General features: G+C 35.6%; 13 protein-coding genes, 1 tRNA gene, 1 other RNA gene and 1 pseudogene. 13 read left to right on the top strand and 3 right to left on the bottom strand.

Going from position 1 to position 18,492, the window contains the following annotated elements:
• Nucleotides 1-22: 22 nt before the first annotated feature.
• From JV528_RS12335 to gltC, 3 genes are all read right to left on the bottom strand, one after another.
• A complete protein-coding gene (locus JV528_RS12335; RefSeq protein WP_000994678.1) occupies nt 23-805 on the bottom strand; it encodes a YibE/F family protein in 783 nt (260 codons plus the stop codon).
• On the bottom strand, nt 802-1,920 hold the full coding sequence (locus JV528_RS12330; RefSeq protein ID WP_204254838.1) for a YibE/F family protein: 1,119 nt from the start codon (nt 1,918-1,920) through the stop codon (nt 802-804). The genes JV528_RS12335 and JV528_RS12330 overlap by 4 nt, the downstream gene beginning before the upstream one ends.
• 114 nt (nt 1,921-2,034) lie before the next feature.
• Complete coding sequence (gene gltC / locus JV528_RS12325) at nt 2,035-2,919, bottom strand: glutamate biosynthesis transcriptional regulator GltC (RefSeq protein WP_000403910.1); 885 nt, start codon at nt 2,917-2,919, stop codon at nt 2,035-2,037.
• 180 nt (nt 2,920-3,099) lie between these two features.
• On the opposite strand from gltC, the gene gltB reads away from it, so the two are divergent.
• The 13 genes and pseudogenes from gltB (at nt 3,100) to JV528_RS12260 (ending at nt 18,041) form a co-directional block, all read left to right on the top strand.
• The gene (gltB, locus tag JV528_RS12320; RefSeq protein WP_065315700.1) at nt 3,100-7,599 is read left to right on the top strand and encodes a glutamate synthase large subunit; all 4,500 of its coding nucleotides are present in this window, start codon (nt 3,100-3,102) and stop codon (nt 7,597-7,599) included.
• A 17-nt stretch (nt 7,600-7,616) separates the two neighbouring features.
• On the top strand, nt 7,617-9,080 hold the full coding sequence (locus JV528_RS12315) for a glutamate synthase subunit beta (protein ID WP_000503590.1): 1,464 nt from the start codon (nt 7,617-7,619) through the stop codon (nt 9,078-9,080).
• A gap of 269 nt (nt 9,081-9,349) precedes the next feature.
• Nucleotides 9,350-9,442, top strand: a tRNA-Ser gene (locus tag JV528_RS12310).
• A gap of 469 nt (nt 9,443-9,911) precedes the next feature.
• Nucleotides 9,912-11,339: a PTS system trehalose-specific EIIBC component gene (gene treP, locus JV528_RS12305; protein ID WP_000279377.1), complete on the top strand. Its 1,428-nt coding sequence runs from the start codon at nt 9,912-9,914 to the stop codon at nt 11,337-11,339.
• A gap of 63 nt (nt 11,340-11,402) precedes the next feature.
• A complete protein-coding gene (gene treC, locus JV528_RS12300; RefSeq protein ID WP_069994131.1) occupies nt 11,403-13,043 on the top strand; it encodes an alpha,alpha-phosphotrehalase in 1,641 nt (546 codons plus the stop codon).
• A gap of 24 nt (nt 13,044-13,067) precedes the next feature.
• The gene (treR, locus tag JV528_RS12295) at nt 13,068-13,796 is read left to right on the top strand and encodes a trehalose operon repressor (RefSeq protein ID WP_000240625.1); all 729 of its coding nucleotides are present in this window, start codon (nt 13,068-13,070) and stop codon (nt 13,794-13,796) included.
• A 61-nt stretch (nt 13,797-13,857) separates the two neighbouring features.
• Nucleotides 13,858-14,127, top strand: an RNA gene (gene ffs / locus JV528_RS12290) — signal recognition particle sRNA large type.
• 69 nt (nt 14,128-14,196) lie between these two features.
• A complete protein-coding gene (locus JV528_RS12285) occupies nt 14,197-14,298 on the top strand; it encodes a hypothetical protein (protein ID WP_014936987.1) in 102 nt (33 codons plus the stop codon).
• 138 nt (nt 14,299-14,436) lie between these two features.
• Nucleotides 14,437-14,961, top strand: coding sequence for a GNAT family N-acetyltransferase (locus JV528_RS12280; RefSeq protein WP_001167833.1), 525 nt, complete (start codon nt 14,437-14,439; stop codon nt 14,959-14,961).
• 68 nt (nt 14,962-15,029) lie between these two features.
• Nucleotides 15,030-16,727, top strand: coding sequence for a DNA polymerase III subunit gamma/tau (gene dnaX / locus JV528_RS12275; protein WP_001109044.1), 1,698 nt, complete (start codon nt 15,030-15,032; stop codon nt 16,725-16,727).
• A gap of 89 nt (nt 16,728-16,816) precedes the next feature.
• Complete coding sequence (locus tag JV528_RS12270) at nt 16,817-17,134, top strand: YbaB/EbfC family nucleoid-associated protein (protein WP_001213992.1); 318 nt, start codon at nt 16,817-16,819, stop codon at nt 17,132-17,134.
• A gap of 6 nt (nt 17,135-17,140) precedes the next feature.
• A complete protein-coding gene (recR, locus tag JV528_RS12265; RefSeq protein WP_000559156.1) occupies nt 17,141-17,737 on the top strand; it encodes a recombination mediator RecR in 597 nt (198 codons plus the stop codon).
• 207 nt (nt 17,738-17,944) lie between these two features.
• Nucleotides 17,945-18,041: pseudogene (locus JV528_RS12260) on the top strand (hypothetical protein).
• Nucleotides 18,042-18,492: the final 451 nt, after the last annotated feature.

Below are 18,492 nucleotides of genomic sequence, written 5' to 3'. Positions count from 1 at the left end.
TAAGTTATATTGCTAGTTGCGATTAATTGATAGACTCATCATTTTTGCGCTGTCGAGATGGTCTTTTTATTAAAAATGCCGTGATCCAAGCCGTAATCGGAATACTGATTGCAACGGCAATACCGCCTAAAATAATAGAAATAAATTCTTGGGCAAATATTTTCGAGTTTATAATATGACCAAATGAATATTTAAGTTTGAAAAACCAAATAAATAAAGCAAGTTGGCCACCAAAAAAGGCAAGGTAAATCGTGTTCGCAGATGTCGCTAAAATTTCTCTACCAACACGCATGCCAGATTGGAATAATTCGTATTGCGTAAGTGTTGGATTCACTTGATGCAATTCATAAATGGGTGAACTAATGGTGATCGTTAAATCTATCACAGCTGCAATAACAGCAAGAATAATAGTGAACACCATGAATTGAACCATATCAATGCCAATATTCATTGAATACACATATGTTTCATCTTGTTGTTCGGTTGAAAAGCCTTGGAGATGACCGAAGTAGACCGATAAATAAATGAGTGTAATCAACAATATTGTTGTAACGATAGTGCTGATAAATGCAGCTTGTGTTTTAACATTGTAACTATTGAGTACGAATAAATTACAAGCGCCAATAATAATGCAGAAAAAGAATGTGACGACATAAATCGGTACGCCAAAAATAATCAATACAATACTAATGATTAAAATAGCAAAATTTAAAAATAGGGTTAAATAAGAGATGAATCCCTTTTTACCTCCGAAAATTATCATCAGAAAGAGGAGCAATAACGCCAATATAAATACAGCATTCATTGTTTCGCCCTCCTTAATGTTTCAAATATTTCCATAAACAATATTGTGATAGGAATTGTAAGTACGATACCTATACCACCTGTTAGTGCACGCGCAATTTCTAACGACCAATTCATCGAAATAGTATAAGTCACTGTATTGGCATTTTTTAAAAAGATTAAAAACATAGGTAGTGCACCGGATAAATATGAGAATAATAAGATGTTAGTCATTGTTCCCATAATATCTTGGCCTATGTTTCGCCCAGCAAGCGCCCATCTCCTCATTGAAATGTGCGGCGTACGCTGTAAAATTTCATGCATACCACTAGCAATTGTAATTGCAACATCCATAATAGCGCCAAGTGAACCTATTAACACTGAGGCTAGGAAAATATCTTTCGGTGGTAATGATAAAAAATTCATCGTTTCATATTTAATGCCTTTACCATCTGTCATATATATGATTAATTCTGTTAAACCTATACTCAAAAAAGTTCCGATAATTGTACTTGCTACGGTAATGAGTGTACGCATATGCCAGCCTGTAACGAGCAATAAAGTGAGTATTGTTGAACAGATCATGGCAATGGTCATGAGTAAGAATAAATTAATATTGCTATGTTGAATATGAATGTAAATTGCGATTAATATGGCAATAGAATTCAAGATTAACGATAAAATCGATTGCAGTCCGACTTTGCGACCAACCAATAATACAGTTAATAAAAACAAACCAGTGATGATAACCGTTAAGGTATCACGCTTCTTTTCTATAATATAAGCATCACTCGGCTTGTTAGAAATATGTAATAATACTTTTTTGTGTGTGCGAAATGCTTCTGAATCTGCTTGAGATTTGACGTACTGATGATTAATCGTCGTCGTTTCTCCAGCAAATTGACCATTTAATATTTTGACTTTTAATTGATTTTTATACTTAGTATCGCGGTTATTTTGTGCATCTTTTGTAGGTGTCGATGAAACGTGTTTGACATCTATAATTTGACCAATTGGTTTATTGTAAAAGTTCTCATTATTGAATGTAAATAAAATAGCACCAATGAATGCGATGCAGAACAAACCTAAAATTATATTAAATGGCTTTGTAAATAAATTTCTATATTTCAAAAACAAAACCCCAATTCTATGAATGAATTAATATGGTGATTATACGCCCTTAATTTTTTATTTTCAAAGATATTACTGCTAAGTGTAAAACGAAAATCATCATTGATAGCGTTGAATTACTTAATGGAATGTAGACGTTTTAGTCATTAATTGCTGAATGAGTGTTAATAATATGCCAATATCGCTCTTCGTATAAGGCTCCTTTGTAATAGCACATATCGTTCTTTTTAATTCAGTATGGTCTAATTTTATATCTATCCATGATTTAGATTCTGGTAAATGTATATTTTGTGATGAAATGATGTAACCTTCTTTTTGACGAAGGAGATACTGCGCAAGTGGTTGGCTACTGATTGTGTATACATCTGATTTAGTAATCTTACGCAATTGCTTTTTTACAGATTCGGCAAATGGTGCCAAGCAATAAATATGACTATGCTCAAACTGAATTAATGGCGGGTGTGTCGCCATCGTGATTGGATCGTCTGAAGGCGCATATAAATGATAGTGCTCTTCGAATAAAGGTAGCATATGTAATTGTTTGTGTTTACGTATTTCTGGTGTAAGTTCCGTGAAACCAATGTCTATATTTCCATTTAATACGCTATTTATAATCGTGTCATGATCTAATAAGTTCGGTATGACATGTGTATCATTTTGTAAATGAAACGTTTGGATAAGTGGTAGTAACATGTGGGATACGTCACTCTCATCATAGCCAATGTAGATACTTTTATTTTTAGTTAATCCATGGCTTTGAAATTGTTCAATCGTGCTATCTAAATGTTCAATAATACGCAGAGCTTCATTAAATAATAATTTCCCTTCAGATGTGAGCGTAATATTACGTCCTTGCTTTTTAAATAAAGACACATTAAGTTCTTGTTCTAATAATGTAATTTGACGGCTTATCGCTGATTGAGCAATGTTTAGTTCAAGTGCTGTTTCGGAGATATGTTCTCTTTTAGCGACCTCGATAAAATATCTTAATTGTTTAATTTCCATAGCGATATAGGCACCTCCAAAAATGAGTGTTTTGTAACTATTATAGCAATATTATTGATAAATGTTCTATTTTTTAGATGAATATCTTCTATTTTATATATTGAACAGATAAATTTTTTAGATTATAGTAATTATCATTAATAACTAATATCAGAATATTCTAAAAAAGGGGTGTGCATCATGCACAATGAGAAATTAATTAAAGGCTTATATGACTATCGTGAGGAACATGATGCGTGTGGTATTGGTTTTTATGCGAATATGGACAATAAAAGGTCTCATGACATCATTGATAAATCGCTTGAAATGTTGCGACGCTTAGATCACAGGGGCGGGGTCGGCGCAGATGGCATCACTGGTGATGGCGCAGGTATTATGACTGAAATACCTTTTGCATTTTTCAAACAACATGTAACGGACTTTGATATCCCAGGTGAAGGTGAATATGCCGTGGGGTTATTTTTTTCCAAAGAACGCGTTTTAGGTTCTGAACATGAAGTAGTTTTTAAAAAATATTTTGAAGGCGAAGGGTTATCAATTCTTGGTTATCGTAATGTACCAGTTAATAAAGATGCCATTGCTAAACATGTAGCAGATACGATGCCAGTCATTCAACAAGTGTTTATTGATATTAGGGACATTGAAGATGTTGAAAAGCGTTTGTTTTTAGCGAGAAAACAATTAGAGTTCTATTCGACTCAGTGCGATTTAGAATTATATTTTACGAGCTTATCACGCAAAACAATTGTATATAAAGGTTGGTTACGATCAGACCAAATTAAAAAACTCTATACAGATTTATCGGATGATTTATATCAATCAAAGCTAGGGTTAGTTCATTCGAGATTTAGTACGAATACATTCCCGAGTTGGAAAAGGGCGCATCCTAACCGTATGTTAATGCATAATGGTGAGATTAACACGATTAAAGGTAATGTGAACTGGATGCGAGCACGCCAACATAAATTAATCGAAACATTATTTGGCGAGGATCAACATAAAGTGTTTCAAATTGTCGATGAGGATGGTAGTGACTCTGCCATTGTAGATAATGCGCTAGAGTTCTTATCGTTAGCCATGGAGCCAGAAAAGGCAGCGATGTTACTCATACCTGAACCTTGGTTATACAATGAAGCGAATGATGCAAATGTACGTGCGTTTTATGAATTTTATAGTTATTTAATGGAACCGTGGGATGGTCCTACAATGATTTCGTTCTGTAACGGTGACAAACTTGGCGCGCTTACAGATAGAAATGGATTACGTCCAGGTCGTTATACGATTACTAAAGATAACTTTATTGTCTTTTCATCTGAAGTGGGTGTTGTGGACGTACCTGAAAGTAATGTTGCTTTTAAAGGTCAATTGAATCCTGGAAAGTTATTGCTTGTTGATTTTAAACAGAATAAAGTCATTGAAAATAATGATTTAAAAGGTGCGATTGCCGGAGAATTACCATATAAAGCGTGGATTGATAACCATAAAGTTGATTTTGATTTTGAAAATATACAATATCAAGATTCGCAATGGACAGATGAAACGTTATTTAAATTACAACGTCAATTTGCATACACGAAAGAAGAGATTCATAAGTATATTCAGGAACTTGTAGAAGGTAAGAAGGATCCTATCGGTGCAATGGGATATGATGCGCCAATTGCAGTGTTGAACGAGCGACCAGAATCACTATTTAATTACTTTAAACAGTTGTTTGCACAAGTTACGAATCCACCAATTGATGCGTATCGTGAAAAAATCGTAACGAGTGAACTTTCTTATTTAGGTGGCGAAGGTAACTTATTAGCACCTGACGAAACGGTTTTAGATCGAATTCAATTGAAGAGACCGGTATTGAATGAATCACACTTAGCAGCGATTGATCAGGAGCATTTTAAATTAACATATTTATCAACGGTATATGAAGGGGATTTAGAAGATGCGTTAGAAGCATTAGGCCGAGAAGCAGTGGATGCTGTAAAGCAAGGCGCTCAAATTCTAGTGTTAGATGATAGTAGATTAGTTGATGGCAATGGCTTTGCAATGCCGATGTTACTCGCAATAAGTCATGTGCATCAATTACTTATTAAAGCAGATTTACGTATGTCTACAAGTTTAGTCGCTAAATCTGGTGAGACACGAGAAGTGCATCATGTTGCTTGTTTACTAGCATATGGCGCGAATGCAATTGTGCCATACCTAGCGCAACGTACAGTTGAACAACTGACATTGACAGAAGGGTTACAAGGCACCGTTGTCGATAATGTTAAGACATATACGGATGTATTGTCGGAAGGTGTCATTAAAGTAATGGCTAAGATGGGAATTTCGACAGTGCAAAGTTATCAAGGTGCACAAATATTTGAAGCGATTGGCTTGTCTCATGATGTGATTGATCGTTATTTTACTGGAACACAGTCTAAGTTATCTGGTATTTCGATTGATCAAATTGATGCTGAAAATAAAGCACGTCAACAAAGTGATGATAATTATCTTGCATCAGGTAGTACATTCCAATGGAGACAACAAGGTCAACATCATGCTTTTAATCCGGAATCTATTTTCTTATTGCAGCACGCATGTAAAGAAAATGACTATGCGCAATTTAAAGCATACTCTGAAGCGGTAAACAAAAATAGAACAGATCATATTAGACATTTACTTGAATTTAAAGCATGTACACCGATTGACATCGACCAAGTTGAACCGGTGAGTGACATTGTCAAACGCTTTAATACAGGGGCGATGAGTTATGGATCGATTTCAGCGGAAGCACATGAAACGTTAGCACAAGCCATGAACCAATTAGGTGGAAAGAGTAATAGTGGTGAAGGTGGCGAAGATGCAAAACGTTATGAAGTACAAGTTGATGGAAGCAACAAAGTAAGTGCGATTAAACAAGTTGCTTCTGGACGTTTTGGTGTAACTAGTGATTATTTACAACATGCCAAAGAAATTCAAATTAAAGTTGCGCAAGGTGCAAAGCCTGGTGAAGGTGGTCAATTACCTGGTACTAAGGTATATCCGTGGATTGCGAAGACAAGAGGGTCAACGCCAGGTATCGGTCTGATTTCACCACCGCCACATCATGATATTTATTCAATAGAAGATTTAGCGCAACTGATACATGATTTGAAAAATGCGAATAAAGATGCAGATATCGCGGTAAAATTAGTTTCGAAAACAGGTGTTGGTACCATTGCATCTGGGGTGGCAAAAGCATTTGCAGATAAAATTGTCATCAGTGGTTACGATGGTGGTACAGGGGCTTCACCTAAAACGAGTATTCAGCATGCCGGTGTTCCTTGGGAGATTGGTTTAGCAGAAACACATCAAACATTAAAACTAAATGACTTAAGAAGTCGTGTTAAGTTAGAAACAGACGGTAAGTTATTAACTGGTAAAGATGTAGCGTACGCATGTGCGCTTGGAGCGGAAGAATTTGGATTTGCAACTGCACCATTAGTGGTGTTGGGCTGTATTATGATGCGTGTATGCCATAAAGATACATGTCCAGTAGGAGTTGCAACTCAAAACAAAGATTTACGTGCTTTATATAGAGGTAAAGCACATCATGTTGTTAATTTTATGCATTTTATTGCACAAGAATTAAGAGAAATTTTAGCATCTTTAGGTTTGAAACGTGTAGAAGACTTAGTTGGAAGAACTGATTTATTACAACGATCATCAACATTAAAAGCGAATAGCAAAGCGGCTAGTATTGATGTTGAAAAACTGTTATGTCCTTTCGATGGGCCAAACACAAAAGAAATTCAACAAAATCATAATCTTGAGCATGGATTTGATTTAACAAATTTATATGAGATAACGAAGCCATATATTGCTGAAGGACGTCGCTATACAGGTAGCTTTACAGTAAATAATGAACAACGTGATGTAGGGGTTATTACAGGTAGTGAGATTTCGAAACAATATGGAGAAGCAGGACTTCCTGAAAATACAATTAATGTTTATACGAATGGTCATGCTGGTCAAAGTCTTGCAGCATACGCACCGAAAGGCTTAATGATTCATCATACTGGAGATGCGAATGACTATGTTGGTAAAGGATTATCTGGTGGTACGGTCATTGTCAAAGCACCTTTTGAAGAACGACAAAATGAAATTATTGCTGGTAACGTCTCATTCTATGGTGCGACAGGTGGTAAGGCATTTATTAACGGTAGTGCAGGAGAAAGATTCTGTATTAGAAATAGTGGTGTAGATGCTGTCGTTGAAGGTATCGGCGACCATGGATTAGAGTACATGACTGGTGGACATGTCATTAATTTAGGTGATGTAGGTAAGAACTTCGGTCAAGGTATGAGTGGTGGTATTGCTTACGTTATCCCGTCTGATGTAGAAGCTTTTGTTGAAAATAATCAACTAGATACGCTTTCGTTTACAAAGGTTAAACACCAAGAAGAAAAAGCATTCATTAAGCAAATGCTGGAAGAACATGTGTCACATACGAATAGTACGAGAGCGATTCATGTGTTAAAACATTTTGATCGCATTGAAGATGTCGTCGTTAAAGTTATTCCTAAAGATTATCAATTAATGATGCAAAAAATTCATTTGCACAAATCATTACATGACAATGAAGATGAAGCGATGTTAGCTGCATTTTACGATGACAGTAAAACAATCGACGCTAAACATAAACCAGCCGTTGTGTATTAAGGAAAGGGGGAGATACGATGGGTGAATTTAAAGGATTTATGAAGTATGACAAACAGTACTTAGGTGAATTATCACTGGTAGACCGTTTGAAGCATCATAAAGCATATCAACAACGATTTACTAAAGAAGATGCCTCTATCCAAGGTGCGCGATGTATGGATTGTGGAACGCCGTTTTGTCAAACCGGACAACAGTATGGTAGGGAAACAATAGGTTGTCCAATTGGAAACTACATTCCTGAATGGAACGACTTAGTGTATCATCAAGATTTTAAAACTGCTTATGAACGCTTAAGCGAAACAAATAACTTTCCTGACTTTACAGGGCGTGTATGTCCTGCACCATGCGAAAGTGCTTGTGTGATGAAGATTAATAGAGAATCGATTGCGATTAAAGGTATTGAACGCACAATTATTGATGAAGCTTTTGAAAATGGTTGGGTAGCGCCGAAAGTTCCGAGTCGCCGTAGAGATGAAAAAGTAGCAATCGTTGGAAGCGGTCCAGCAGGATTAACTGCTGCTGAAGAACTTAATCTACTAGGATATCAAGTAACTATTTATGAACGTGCTAGAGAATCAGGCGGTTTATTAATGTATGGTATTCCGAATATGAAACTTGATAAAGATGTGGTTCGACGTCGTATTAAGTTAATGGAAGAAGCGGGCATTACTTTCATTAATGGTGTTGAAGTAGGCGTTGATATTGATAAAGCAACGTTAGAATCTGAGTATGATGCCATTATATTATGTACTGGTGCACAAAAAGGTAGAGATTTACCTTTAGAAGGACGCATGGGTGATGGTATTCATTTCGCTATGGATTATTTAACTGAACAAACGCAGCTGTTAAATGGAGAAATTGATGATATAACAATAACTGCAAAAGATAAGAATGTCATTATCATTGGTGCTGGTGATACAGGGGCAGACTGTGTAGCGACAGCATTAAGAGAAAATTGTAAATCGATTGTTCAATTTAATAAATATACGAAATTGCCAGAAGCAATTACATTTACAGAAAATGCATCATGGCCTTTAGCAATGCCGGTGTTTAAAATGGACTATGCGCACCAAGAGTACGAAGCTAAGTTTGGTAAGGAACCACGTGCATATGGTGTTCAAACAATGCGTTACGATGTTGACGATAAAGGACACATACGTGGTTTGTATACTCAAATTTTAGAGCAAGGCGAAAATGGTATGGTCATGAAAGAAGGACCTGAAAGATTTTGGCCTGCTGACCTTGTATTATTATCAATCGGCTTCGAAGGTACAGAACCAACAGTACCGAATGCTTTTAACATTAAAACGGATAGAAATCGAATCGTGGCGGATGATACAAACTATCAAACTAATAATGAAAAGGTATTTGCTGCTGGAGATGCTAGACGTGGTCAAAGTTTAGTTGTATGGGCAATTAAAGAAGGTAGAGGCGTAGCGAAAGCAGTAGATCAGTATTTAGCGAGTAAAGTTTGTGTATAATCTTTGTATGGAAATGGTGGTTACGTTGACGTTGTGTCATGTTGAATCGAGTTTGAAATAATCTAGTATCTATCAACGTCACATGCCATCTTTGTAACCTAAAAACAAAGGTTTGTAAGACAACAAATGGATTAATTATAAGTAGTGATTTTTTACATTCGTTTTATAGGTCAACTGTAGTGGAAGACAATGATTTGTGGTAATCATGTAATGCTTAAAAACAATATTGACTTTTACAGAACGTTCATATATGATAAATATTGTGTTTAGGAGGAATACCCAAGTCCGGCTGAAGGGATCGGTCTTGAAAACCGACAGGGGCTTAACGGCTCGCGGGGGTTCGAATCCCTCTTCCTCCGCCATCAATATTTATATTAAATACTATATATAAAAAAGGTAAGTACTCAAAGTTTGAGTGTTTACCTTTTTTATATGCCTTTGAATGACTCGTAATTTTTGATAATAGAAATGATAAGGCATTGAGATTGGAAGGGCATTTGGCTTGTGCAATATACATAGCTAAATGTCTTTTTTGTTTTGTGAAATATGATGGATGGTTTGTGTGGCAAGTTTGCTATTTGTAGATATGCATTTTTCAATTTAGGGGTTGGCCATGCATTTACACTTTATAATGGCGAGAGCGTGGTGAGGTATTGTTAATAACACAATTGTAGCGAGGGGGTATTGCTACATATGTCGTTATGGCTCATTGATTTTCTGAAATGGCTACCCCAGATAATTGTGACAAAATAAAAATATTTTGTTGAAAGCCTTTACATAACTTGTCTAGACAAGTTATACTCGTTTTAAGACATTAAGGGAGTGAAATATATGGCTGTAAAAAGAGAAGATGTAAAAGCCATCGTAACCGCTATTGGGGGAAAAGAAAATCTTGAAGCTGCAACGCATTGTGTAACACGATTACGTTTAGTGCTGAAGGATGAAAGTAAAGTTGATAAAGACGCATTAAGTAATAACGCGTTGGTCAAGGGACAGTTCAAAGCAGACCATCAATATCAAATTGTCATTGGTCCAGGAACAGTCGATGAAGTGTATAAGCAGTTTATTGATGAAACAGGTGCTCAAGAAGCTTCGAAAGATGAAGCGAAACAAGCAGCTGCGCAAAAAGGGAATCCAGTACAACGTTTGATTAAATTGTTGGGGGATATTTTTATACCAATATTACCTGCGATTGTGACAGCTGGTTTGTTAATGGGGATCAATAATTTACTTACAATGAAAGGTTTATTTGGTCCAAAAGCACTTATTGAGATGTATCCACAAATTGCTGATATTTCAAACATCATTAATGTGATTGCGAGTACGGCATTTATTTTCTTACCAGCATTAATTGGTTGGAGTAGTATGCGTGTATTTGGTGGTAGTCCGATTCTAGGCTTAGTCTTAGGTTTGATTTTAATGCACCCGCAATTAGTATCTCAGTATGATTTGGCAAAAGGGAATATTCCGACGTGGAACTTATTTGGCTTAGAGATTAAGCAGTTGAATTACCAAGGTCAAGTGTTGCCTGTTTTAATTGCAGCTTATGTTCTAGCTAAAATTGAAAAAGGATTAAATAAAGTCGTTCACGATTCGATAAAAATGTTGGTCGTTGGACCCGTAGCGCTTTTAGTTACTGGATTTTTAGCATTTATTATCATTGGACCAGTTGCGTTATTGATTGGTACAGGTATCACATCTGGTGTTACATTTATATTCCAACATGCAGGATGGCTTGGCGGAGCAATATATGGATTGTTATATGCACCACTTGTAATTACAGGACTACACCATATGTTTTTAGCAGTAGATTTCCAATTGATGGGTAGCAGCTTAGGTGGTACGTACTTATGGCCAATCGTTGCGATTTCAAATATTTGTCAGGGGTCTGCAGCATTTGGAGCATGGTTTGTCTATAAACGTCGTAAAATGGTTAAAGAAGAAGGCTTGGCATTAACATCTGGTATTTCTGGTATGTTAGGTGTTACTGAACCAGCTATGTTTGGTGTGAACTTACCTCTGAAATATCCATTTATCGCTGCGATATCAACGTCTTGTGTATTGGGGGCAATCGTTGGTATGAATAACGTACTTGGAAAAGTTGGTGTTGGTGGTGTGCCAGCATTCATTTCAATTCAAAAAGAATTTTGGCCAGTATATCTTATTGTGACAGCTATTGCTATTGTTGTACCATGTATACTAACAATTGTGATGTCTCATTTTAGTAAACAAAAAGCGAAAGAAATTGTTGAAGATTAATAAAATAAAAAAGGGGCGTTCGTTATTTGGACGTCCTTTATTACGTTATAAGGTGGTAATTGTGTGTCGAAAGAAATAGATTGGAGAAAATCCGTTGTATATCAAATTTATCCTAAGTCGTTTAATGATACGACGGGGAATGGTATAGGAGATATTAACGGAATTATAGAAAAATTGGATTATATCAAGTTATTGGGTGTTGATTATATTTGGTTAACACCAGTGTATGAATCACCGATGAATGATAATGGCTATGATATCAGCAATTATTTAGAAATCAATGAAGACTTTGGAACGATGGATGATTTTGAAAAGTTAATCAAAGTTGCTCATCAAAAAGACTTGAAAGTGATGTTAGATATTGTCATTAATCATACGTCTACGGAGCATGAATGGTTTAAAGAAGCCCGTAAATCTAAAGACAACCCTTATAGAGATTATTACTTTTTCAGATCATCTGAAGACGGGCCGCCAACAAATTGGCATTCTAAATTTGGTGGTAATGCATGGAAGTATGATCCTGAGACAGATGAATATTATTTACATTTATTTGATGTCAGTCAAGCTGATTTAAATTGGGATAATCCGGAAGTACGTCAATCGTTATATCGCATTGTCAATCATTGGATAGACTTCGGCGTTGATGGTTTTCGATTTGATGTCATTAACTTAATTTCTAAAGGTGAATTTAAGGACTCTGACAAAATAGGTAAAGAATTTTATACGGATGGTCCTAGAGTGCATGAGTTTCTGCATGAATTAAATCGTCAAACGTTTGGTAACACTGACATGATGACTGTAGGAGAAATGTCTTCGACGACGATTGAAAATTGTATTAAGTATACACAGCCAGAACGCCAAGAATTGAATAGTGTTTTTAATTTTCATCATCTAAAGGTTGATTATGTTGATGGTGAAAAGTGGACAAATGCGAAGCTTGATTTTCATAAGTTAAAGGAAATTCTGATGCAATGGCAACGAGGTATTTATGACGGTGGCGGATGGAACGCGATTTTCTGGTGTAATCATGATCAGCCACGGGTAGTGTCTAGATTTGGTGATGATACGTCGGAAGAGATGAGGATACAAAGTGCTAAAATGTTAGCTATCGCACTGCATATGTTGCAAGGGACGCCATATATTTACCAAGGTGAAGAAATTGGTATGACGGACCCACATTTTACATCAATAGCACAATATCGCGATGTTGAATCGATTAATGCCTACCATCAGTTGTTAAGTGAAGGGCATGCTGAAGCGGATGTGTTAGCGATTTTAGGACAGAAGTCACGAGACAATTCGAGAACGCCTATGCAATGGAGTGATGATGTTAATGCTGGATTTACAGCTGGTAAGCCTTGGATTGATATTTCGGAAAATTATCATCAGGTCAACGTTAGACAAGCACTTCAGAATAAAGATTCTATTTTCTATACGTATCAAAAATTAATACAATTAAGACATACGCATGATATTATTACGTATGGAGACATTGTGCCACGTTTTATGGATCATGATAATTTATTTGTTTATGAACGTCATTATAAGAATCAACAATGGCTAGTAATTGCGAATTTCTCAGCATCGGCTGTTGATTTGCCAGAAGGATTGGCTAGCGAAGGTCGTGTTGTGATTCAAACAGGCACAGTGGAAAATAATACGATAAGCGGGTTTGGTGCAATTGTAATCGAAACAAACGCGTAAAATAAATTGAGTGGATGCGTTTATATGGTGAAGCAAAAGAAGTTTATGAAGATTTATGAGGCGTTGAAAGAAGATATATTAAACGGGCAGATTCAATATGGTGAACAAATTCCGTCTGAACATGATTTGGTGCAATTGTACCAGTCATCTCGAGAGACCGTGCGTAAGGCATTAGATTTGTTGGCATTAGACGGTATGATTCAAAAGATTCATGGTAAAGGGTCACTTGTCATTTATCAGGAGGTTACAGAGTTTCCATTTTCTGAACTTGTTAGTTTTAAAGAAATGCAAGAAGAAATGGGTGTCGCATATTTAACTGAAGTTGTTGTGAATGAGGTTGTTGAAGCGCATGAAGTTCCAGAAGTTCAACATGCTTTAAACATCAATTCTAGTGAATCGCTCATTCATATTGTTAGAACTCGTCGGCTTAACCAACATGTGAAGATTGTTGATGAAGATTATTTTCTAAAGTCGATTGTTTCAGATATAGGTAATGATGTTGCGAGTGATTCTATTTATGATTATTTGGAAAAGGTATTAAATCTTAATATTAGTTATTCAAGTAAGTCTATTACTTTTGAACCGTTTGATGAACAAGCATATCAATTGTTTGGTGATATATCGGTGGCTTATTCAGCAACAGTTCGAAGTATTGTGTATTTAGAAAATACAATGCCGTTTCAATATAATATTTCAAAACATCTTGCAAATGAATTTAAATTTAATGACTTCTCAAGACGTCGTACAAAGTAAACAATGATATAAATGATTTATACTTGCAATTAACTATTAAAATATAGTAATATATATCTTGCCGTGCTAGGTGGGGAGGTAGCGGTTCCCTGTACTCGAAATCCGCTTTATGCGAGGCTTAATTCCTTTGTTGAGGCCGTATTTTTGCGAAGTCTGCCCAAAGCACGTAGTGTTTGAAGATTTCGGTCCTATGCAATATGAACCCATGAACCATGTCAGGTCCTGACGGAAGCAGCATTAAGTGGATCATCATATGTGCCGTAGGGTAGCCGAGATTTAGCTAACGACTTTGGTTACGTTCGTGAATTACGTTCGATGCTTAGGTGCACGGTTTTTTATTTTTAAAAATATTAAATCGATTATTAAGAGTTGAAAATATATAATTATAGAAGCTACTTTCTTGAAGACAATTCAGCGTATTATACGTGGAACATGTTTGTGGGAAGTAGCTTTTTTATATGTGAAGTTTGATTCAAGTGAAATCGATGCGCAGTTTGAATAAATTTTTACGGATATAAAAAGTAAGAAGTTATTATTTGATGATAAAGAAATGATGGTGAAATGAGGGGGAGTATCTTACAATAGAATTATTAATGAGATACGTTATGATTATTGACAATCAAATCCCTACGGAGGACATATGCAAATATATTTAAGTACTTTAACAGAGTTAGATTATGATAAATCTTTAAATAGTATTGAAGAAAGTTTTGATGATAATCCTGAAACGAGTTGGCAAGCACGTGCGAAAGTGAAACATTTAAGGAAATCTCCTTGCTATAATTTTGAATTAGAAGTAATAGCGAAAAATGAAAATAACGATGTCGTTGGACACGTTTTATTAATTGAAGTAGAAATGAATAGTGATGACAAGACGTATTATGGTTTGGCGATTGCCTCTTTATCAGTTCATCCTGAATTACGTGGACAAAAATTAGGTCGTGGATTGGTTCAAGCAGTAGAAGAACGTGCAAAAGCGCAAGAGTATAGTACGGTTGTTGTAGACCATTGTTTTGACTACTTTGAAAAGTTGGGTTATCAGAATGCTGCTGAGCATGACATTAAATTAGAATCTGGTGATGCACCGTTACTTGTAAAATATTTATGGGATAATTTGACGGATGCACCACACGGAATCGTAAAATTTCCAGAACATTTTTATTAATTGTTCATTTAAGAAGTAAAGGTATTATCATGCTATAATGAAAGGTAATTGTTTATGGAGGTGCTAACTTGAATTATCAAGCCTTATATCGTATGTACAGACCCCAAAGTTTCGAGGATGTCGTCGGACAAGAACATGTCACGAAGACATTGCGCAATGCGATTTCGAAAGAAAAACAGTCGCATGCATATATTTTTAGTGGTCCGAGAGGTACGGGGAAAACGAGTATTGCCAAAGTGTTTGCTAAAGCAATCAACTGTTTAAATAGCACTGATGGAGAACCTTGTAATGAATGTCATATTTGTAAAGGCATTACGCAGGGGACTAATTCAGATGTGATAGAAATTGATGCTGCTAGTAATAATGGCGTTGATGAAATAAGAAATATTAGAGACAAAGTTAAATATGCACCAAGTGAATCGAAATATAAAGTTTATATTATAGATGAGGTGCACATGCTAACAACAGGTGCTTTTAATGCCCTTTTAAAGACGTTAGAAGAACCTCCAGCACACGCTATTTTTATATTGGCAACGACAGAACCACATAAAATTCCTCCAACAATCATTTCTAGGGCACAACGTTTTGATTTTAAAGCAATTAGCCTAGATCAAATTGTTGAACGTTTAAAATTTGTAGCAGATGCACAACAAATTGAATGTGAAGATGAAGCCTTGGCATTTATCGCTAAAGCGTCTGAAGGGGGTATGCGTGATGCATTAAGTATTATGGATCAGGCTATTGCTTTCGGCGATGGTACATTGACATTACAAGATGCCCTAAATGTTACGGGTAGCGTTCATGATGAAGCGTTGGATCACTTGTTTGATGATATTGTACAAGGTGATGTACAAGCATCTTTTAAAAAATACCATCAGTTTATAACAGAAGGTAAAGAAGTGAATCGCCTAATAAATGATATGATTTATTTTGTCAGAGATACGATTATGAATAAAACATCTGAGAAAGATACTGAGTATCGAGCCCTGATGAACTTAGAATTAGATATGTTATATCAAATGATTGATCTTATTAATGATACATTAGTGTCGATTCGTTTTAGTGTGAATCAAAACGTTCATTTTGAAGTGTTGTTAGTAAAATTAGCTGAGCAGATTAAGGGTCAACCACAAGTGATTGCGAATGTAGCTGAACCAGCACAAATTGCTTCATCGCCAAACACAGATGTATTGTTGCAACGTATGGAACAGTTAGAGCAAGAACTAAAAACACTAAAAGCACAAGGAGTGAGCGTCGCTCCTACTCAAAAATCTTCGAAAAAGCCTGCGAGAGGCATACAAAAATCTAAAAATGCATTTTCAATGCAACAAATTGCAAAAGTGCTAGATAAAGCGAATAAGGCAGATATCAAATTGTTGAAAGATCATTGGCAAGAAGTGATTGATCATGCCAAAAACAATGATAAAAAATCACTCGTTAGTTTATTGCAAAATTCGGAACCTGTGGCGGCAAGTGAAGATCACGTACTTGTGAAATTTGAGGAAGAGATCCATTGTGAAATCGTCAATAAAGACGACGAGAAACGTAGTAGTATAGAAAGTGTTGTATGTAATATCGTTAATAAAAACGTTAAAGTTGTTGGTGTACCATCAGATCAATGGCAAAGAGTTCGAACGGAGTATTTACAAAATCGTAAAAACGAAGGCGATGATATGCCAAAGCAACAAGCACAACAAACAGATATTGCTCAAAAAGCAAAAGATCTTTTCGGTGAAGAAACTGTACATGTGATAGATGAAGAGTGATACATGACAAGCGATATAATCGTATGTATAATGAAAGAAACATCATTTTATTGATAAATATTTATTGATTTTCAAGGAGGAAATGGAATATGCGCGGTGGCGGAAACATGCAACAAATGATGAAACAAATGCAAAAAATGCAAAAGAAAATGGCTCAAGAACAAGAAAAACTTAAAGAAGAGCGTATTGTAGGAACAGCTGGCGGTGGCATGGTTGCAGTTACTGTAACTGGTCATAAAGAAGTTGTCGACGTTGAAATCAAAGAAGAAGCTGTAGACCCAGATGATATTGAAATGCTACAAGACTTAGTGTTAGCAGCTACTAATGAAGCGATGAATAAAGCTGATGAGCTTACTCAAGAACGTTTAGGTAAACATACTCAAGGCTTAAACATCCCTGGAATGTGATCATAGATGCATTATCCAGAACCTATATCAAAGCTTATTGATAGCTTTATGAAATTGCCAGGCATTGGTCCAAAGACAGCCCAACGTCTGGCTTTTCATACCTTAGATATGAAAGAAGACGATGTTGTTCAGTTTGCCAAAGCATTAGTAGATGTTAAAAGAGAATTAACATATTGTAGCGTATGTGGTCACATTACTGAAAATGATCCATGTTATATTTGTGAAGATAAGCAAAGAGATCGTTCAGTTATTTGTGTTGTGGAAGATGACAAAGATGTCATAGCTATGGAAAAAATGAGAGAATACAAAGGTTTATATCACGTTTTACATGGGTCTATTTCGCCTATGGATGGAATTGGACCAGAAGATATTAATATTCCTTCATTGATTGAACGCTTGAAAAACGATGAAGTTAGCGAATTAATCTTAGCTATGAACCCGAACTTAGAGGGGGAATCTACAGCCATGTATATTTCTAGATTAGTTAAGCCTATAGGTATCAAAGTGACGAGATTAGCACAAGGATTATCGGTAGGTGGCGATTTAGAGTATGCTGACGAAGTAACATTATCTAAAGCAATCGCAGGTAGAACAGAAATGTAATGTCTTCTATTAAACATTTTTGAATTTAATACTATAGTAAGAAAAGTCACAGTGTAATCATTGTGGCTTTTTTTATGGTGTGGTGTACTACTTTATTTGTGGTGTGTTGGTGGCATGGTTTACCTAGTTTTACTGAGGGTGGGGAATATTTAGGAAGCAAGCCGTTGGTTGTGATTTGTTACTTTTAATAGTAATGATTCGAATTGGATTATCGAAGTAGGAATACCGTTATGGTGTGTTGGTGTTATTAATTTGATAAATGCGGTTGATGGTTAATGACTATGCAAATGAAATTCTTTTGTAATTGAAATGATAGATGCTGGCTTAGTAGTTGTACTTCTTTGGTCTAAAGCTTACTAAATCAGCCTGTATAGCGGTGTTTTGAGAGATTATTTAAAACTTGTAAATTTATTTTTAATTTCTGGTAAAAAAATAACGTTCTGTTTTGCGGTTTTTTTATTATCTTTTCATAAAAATAACCACCTTATTTGTTTTAGAAAACGTACTATTCACAATTGTAATTTCTTTAAGTTCGATTTTTAGAATGAGAGCGTTCAGAATGGATAGTAAAGGTGTAATTTTTACTGTTGTTAAGCAGTTTGAAAGCCTGTATAGTATTTATTTGTTGAGGCAAACAAAACAACTCAACTTAAGAAATAACTTGAATTACTAACGAAAATTAATTTTAAAAAGTTGTTGACTTAAATGTTAATAAAATGTATAATTAATTCTTTTCGGTAAGAAAATGAACATTG

It is taken from the genome of Staphylococcus sp. GDB20D11A (genome assembly GCF_016893255.1).
GTDB classification, from domain to species: Bacteria; Bacillota; Bacilli; order Staphylococcales; family Staphylococcaceae; genus Staphylococcus; species Staphylococcus aureus.
This window is presented reverse-complemented; position numbering and strand designations above follow the sequence as displayed.

What these genes read in the sequence shown, in the direction of transcription:
- JV528_RS12335 (WP_000994678.1), bottom strand. Translation starts at nt 805, where the DNA reads ATGAATGCTGTATTTATATTGGCGTTATTGCTCCTCTTTCTGATGATA.
- gltC (WP_000403910.1), bottom strand. Translation starts at nt 2,919, where the DNA reads ATGGAAATTAAACAATTAAGATATTTTATCGAGGTCGCTAAAAGAGAA.
- gltB (WP_065315700.1), top strand. Translation starts at nt 3,100, where the DNA reads ATGCACAATGAGAAATTAATTAAAGGCTTATATGACTATCGTGAGGAA.
- JV528_RS12315 (WP_000503590.1), top strand. Translation starts at nt 7,617, where the DNA reads ATGGGTGAATTTAAAGGATTTATGAAGTATGACAAACAGTACTTAGGT.
- treP (WP_000279377.1), top strand. Translation starts at nt 9,912, where the DNA reads ATGGCTGTAAAAAGAGAAGATGTAAAAGCCATCGTAACCGCTATTGGG.
- treR (WP_000240625.1), top strand. Translation starts at nt 13,068, where the DNA reads ATGGTGAAGCAAAAGAAGTTTATGAAGATTTATGAGGCGTTGAAAGAA.
- JV528_RS12280 (WP_001167833.1), top strand. Translation starts at nt 14,437, where the DNA reads ATGCAAATATATTTAAGTACTTTAACAGAGTTAGATTATGATAAATCT.
- JV528_RS12270 (WP_001213992.1), top strand. Translation starts at nt 16,817, where the DNA reads ATGCGCGGTGGCGGAAACATGCAACAAATGATGAAACAAATGCAAAAA.
- recR (WP_000559156.1), top strand. Translation starts at nt 17,141, where the DNA reads ATGCATTATCCAGAACCTATATCAAAGCTTATTGATAGCTTTATGAAA.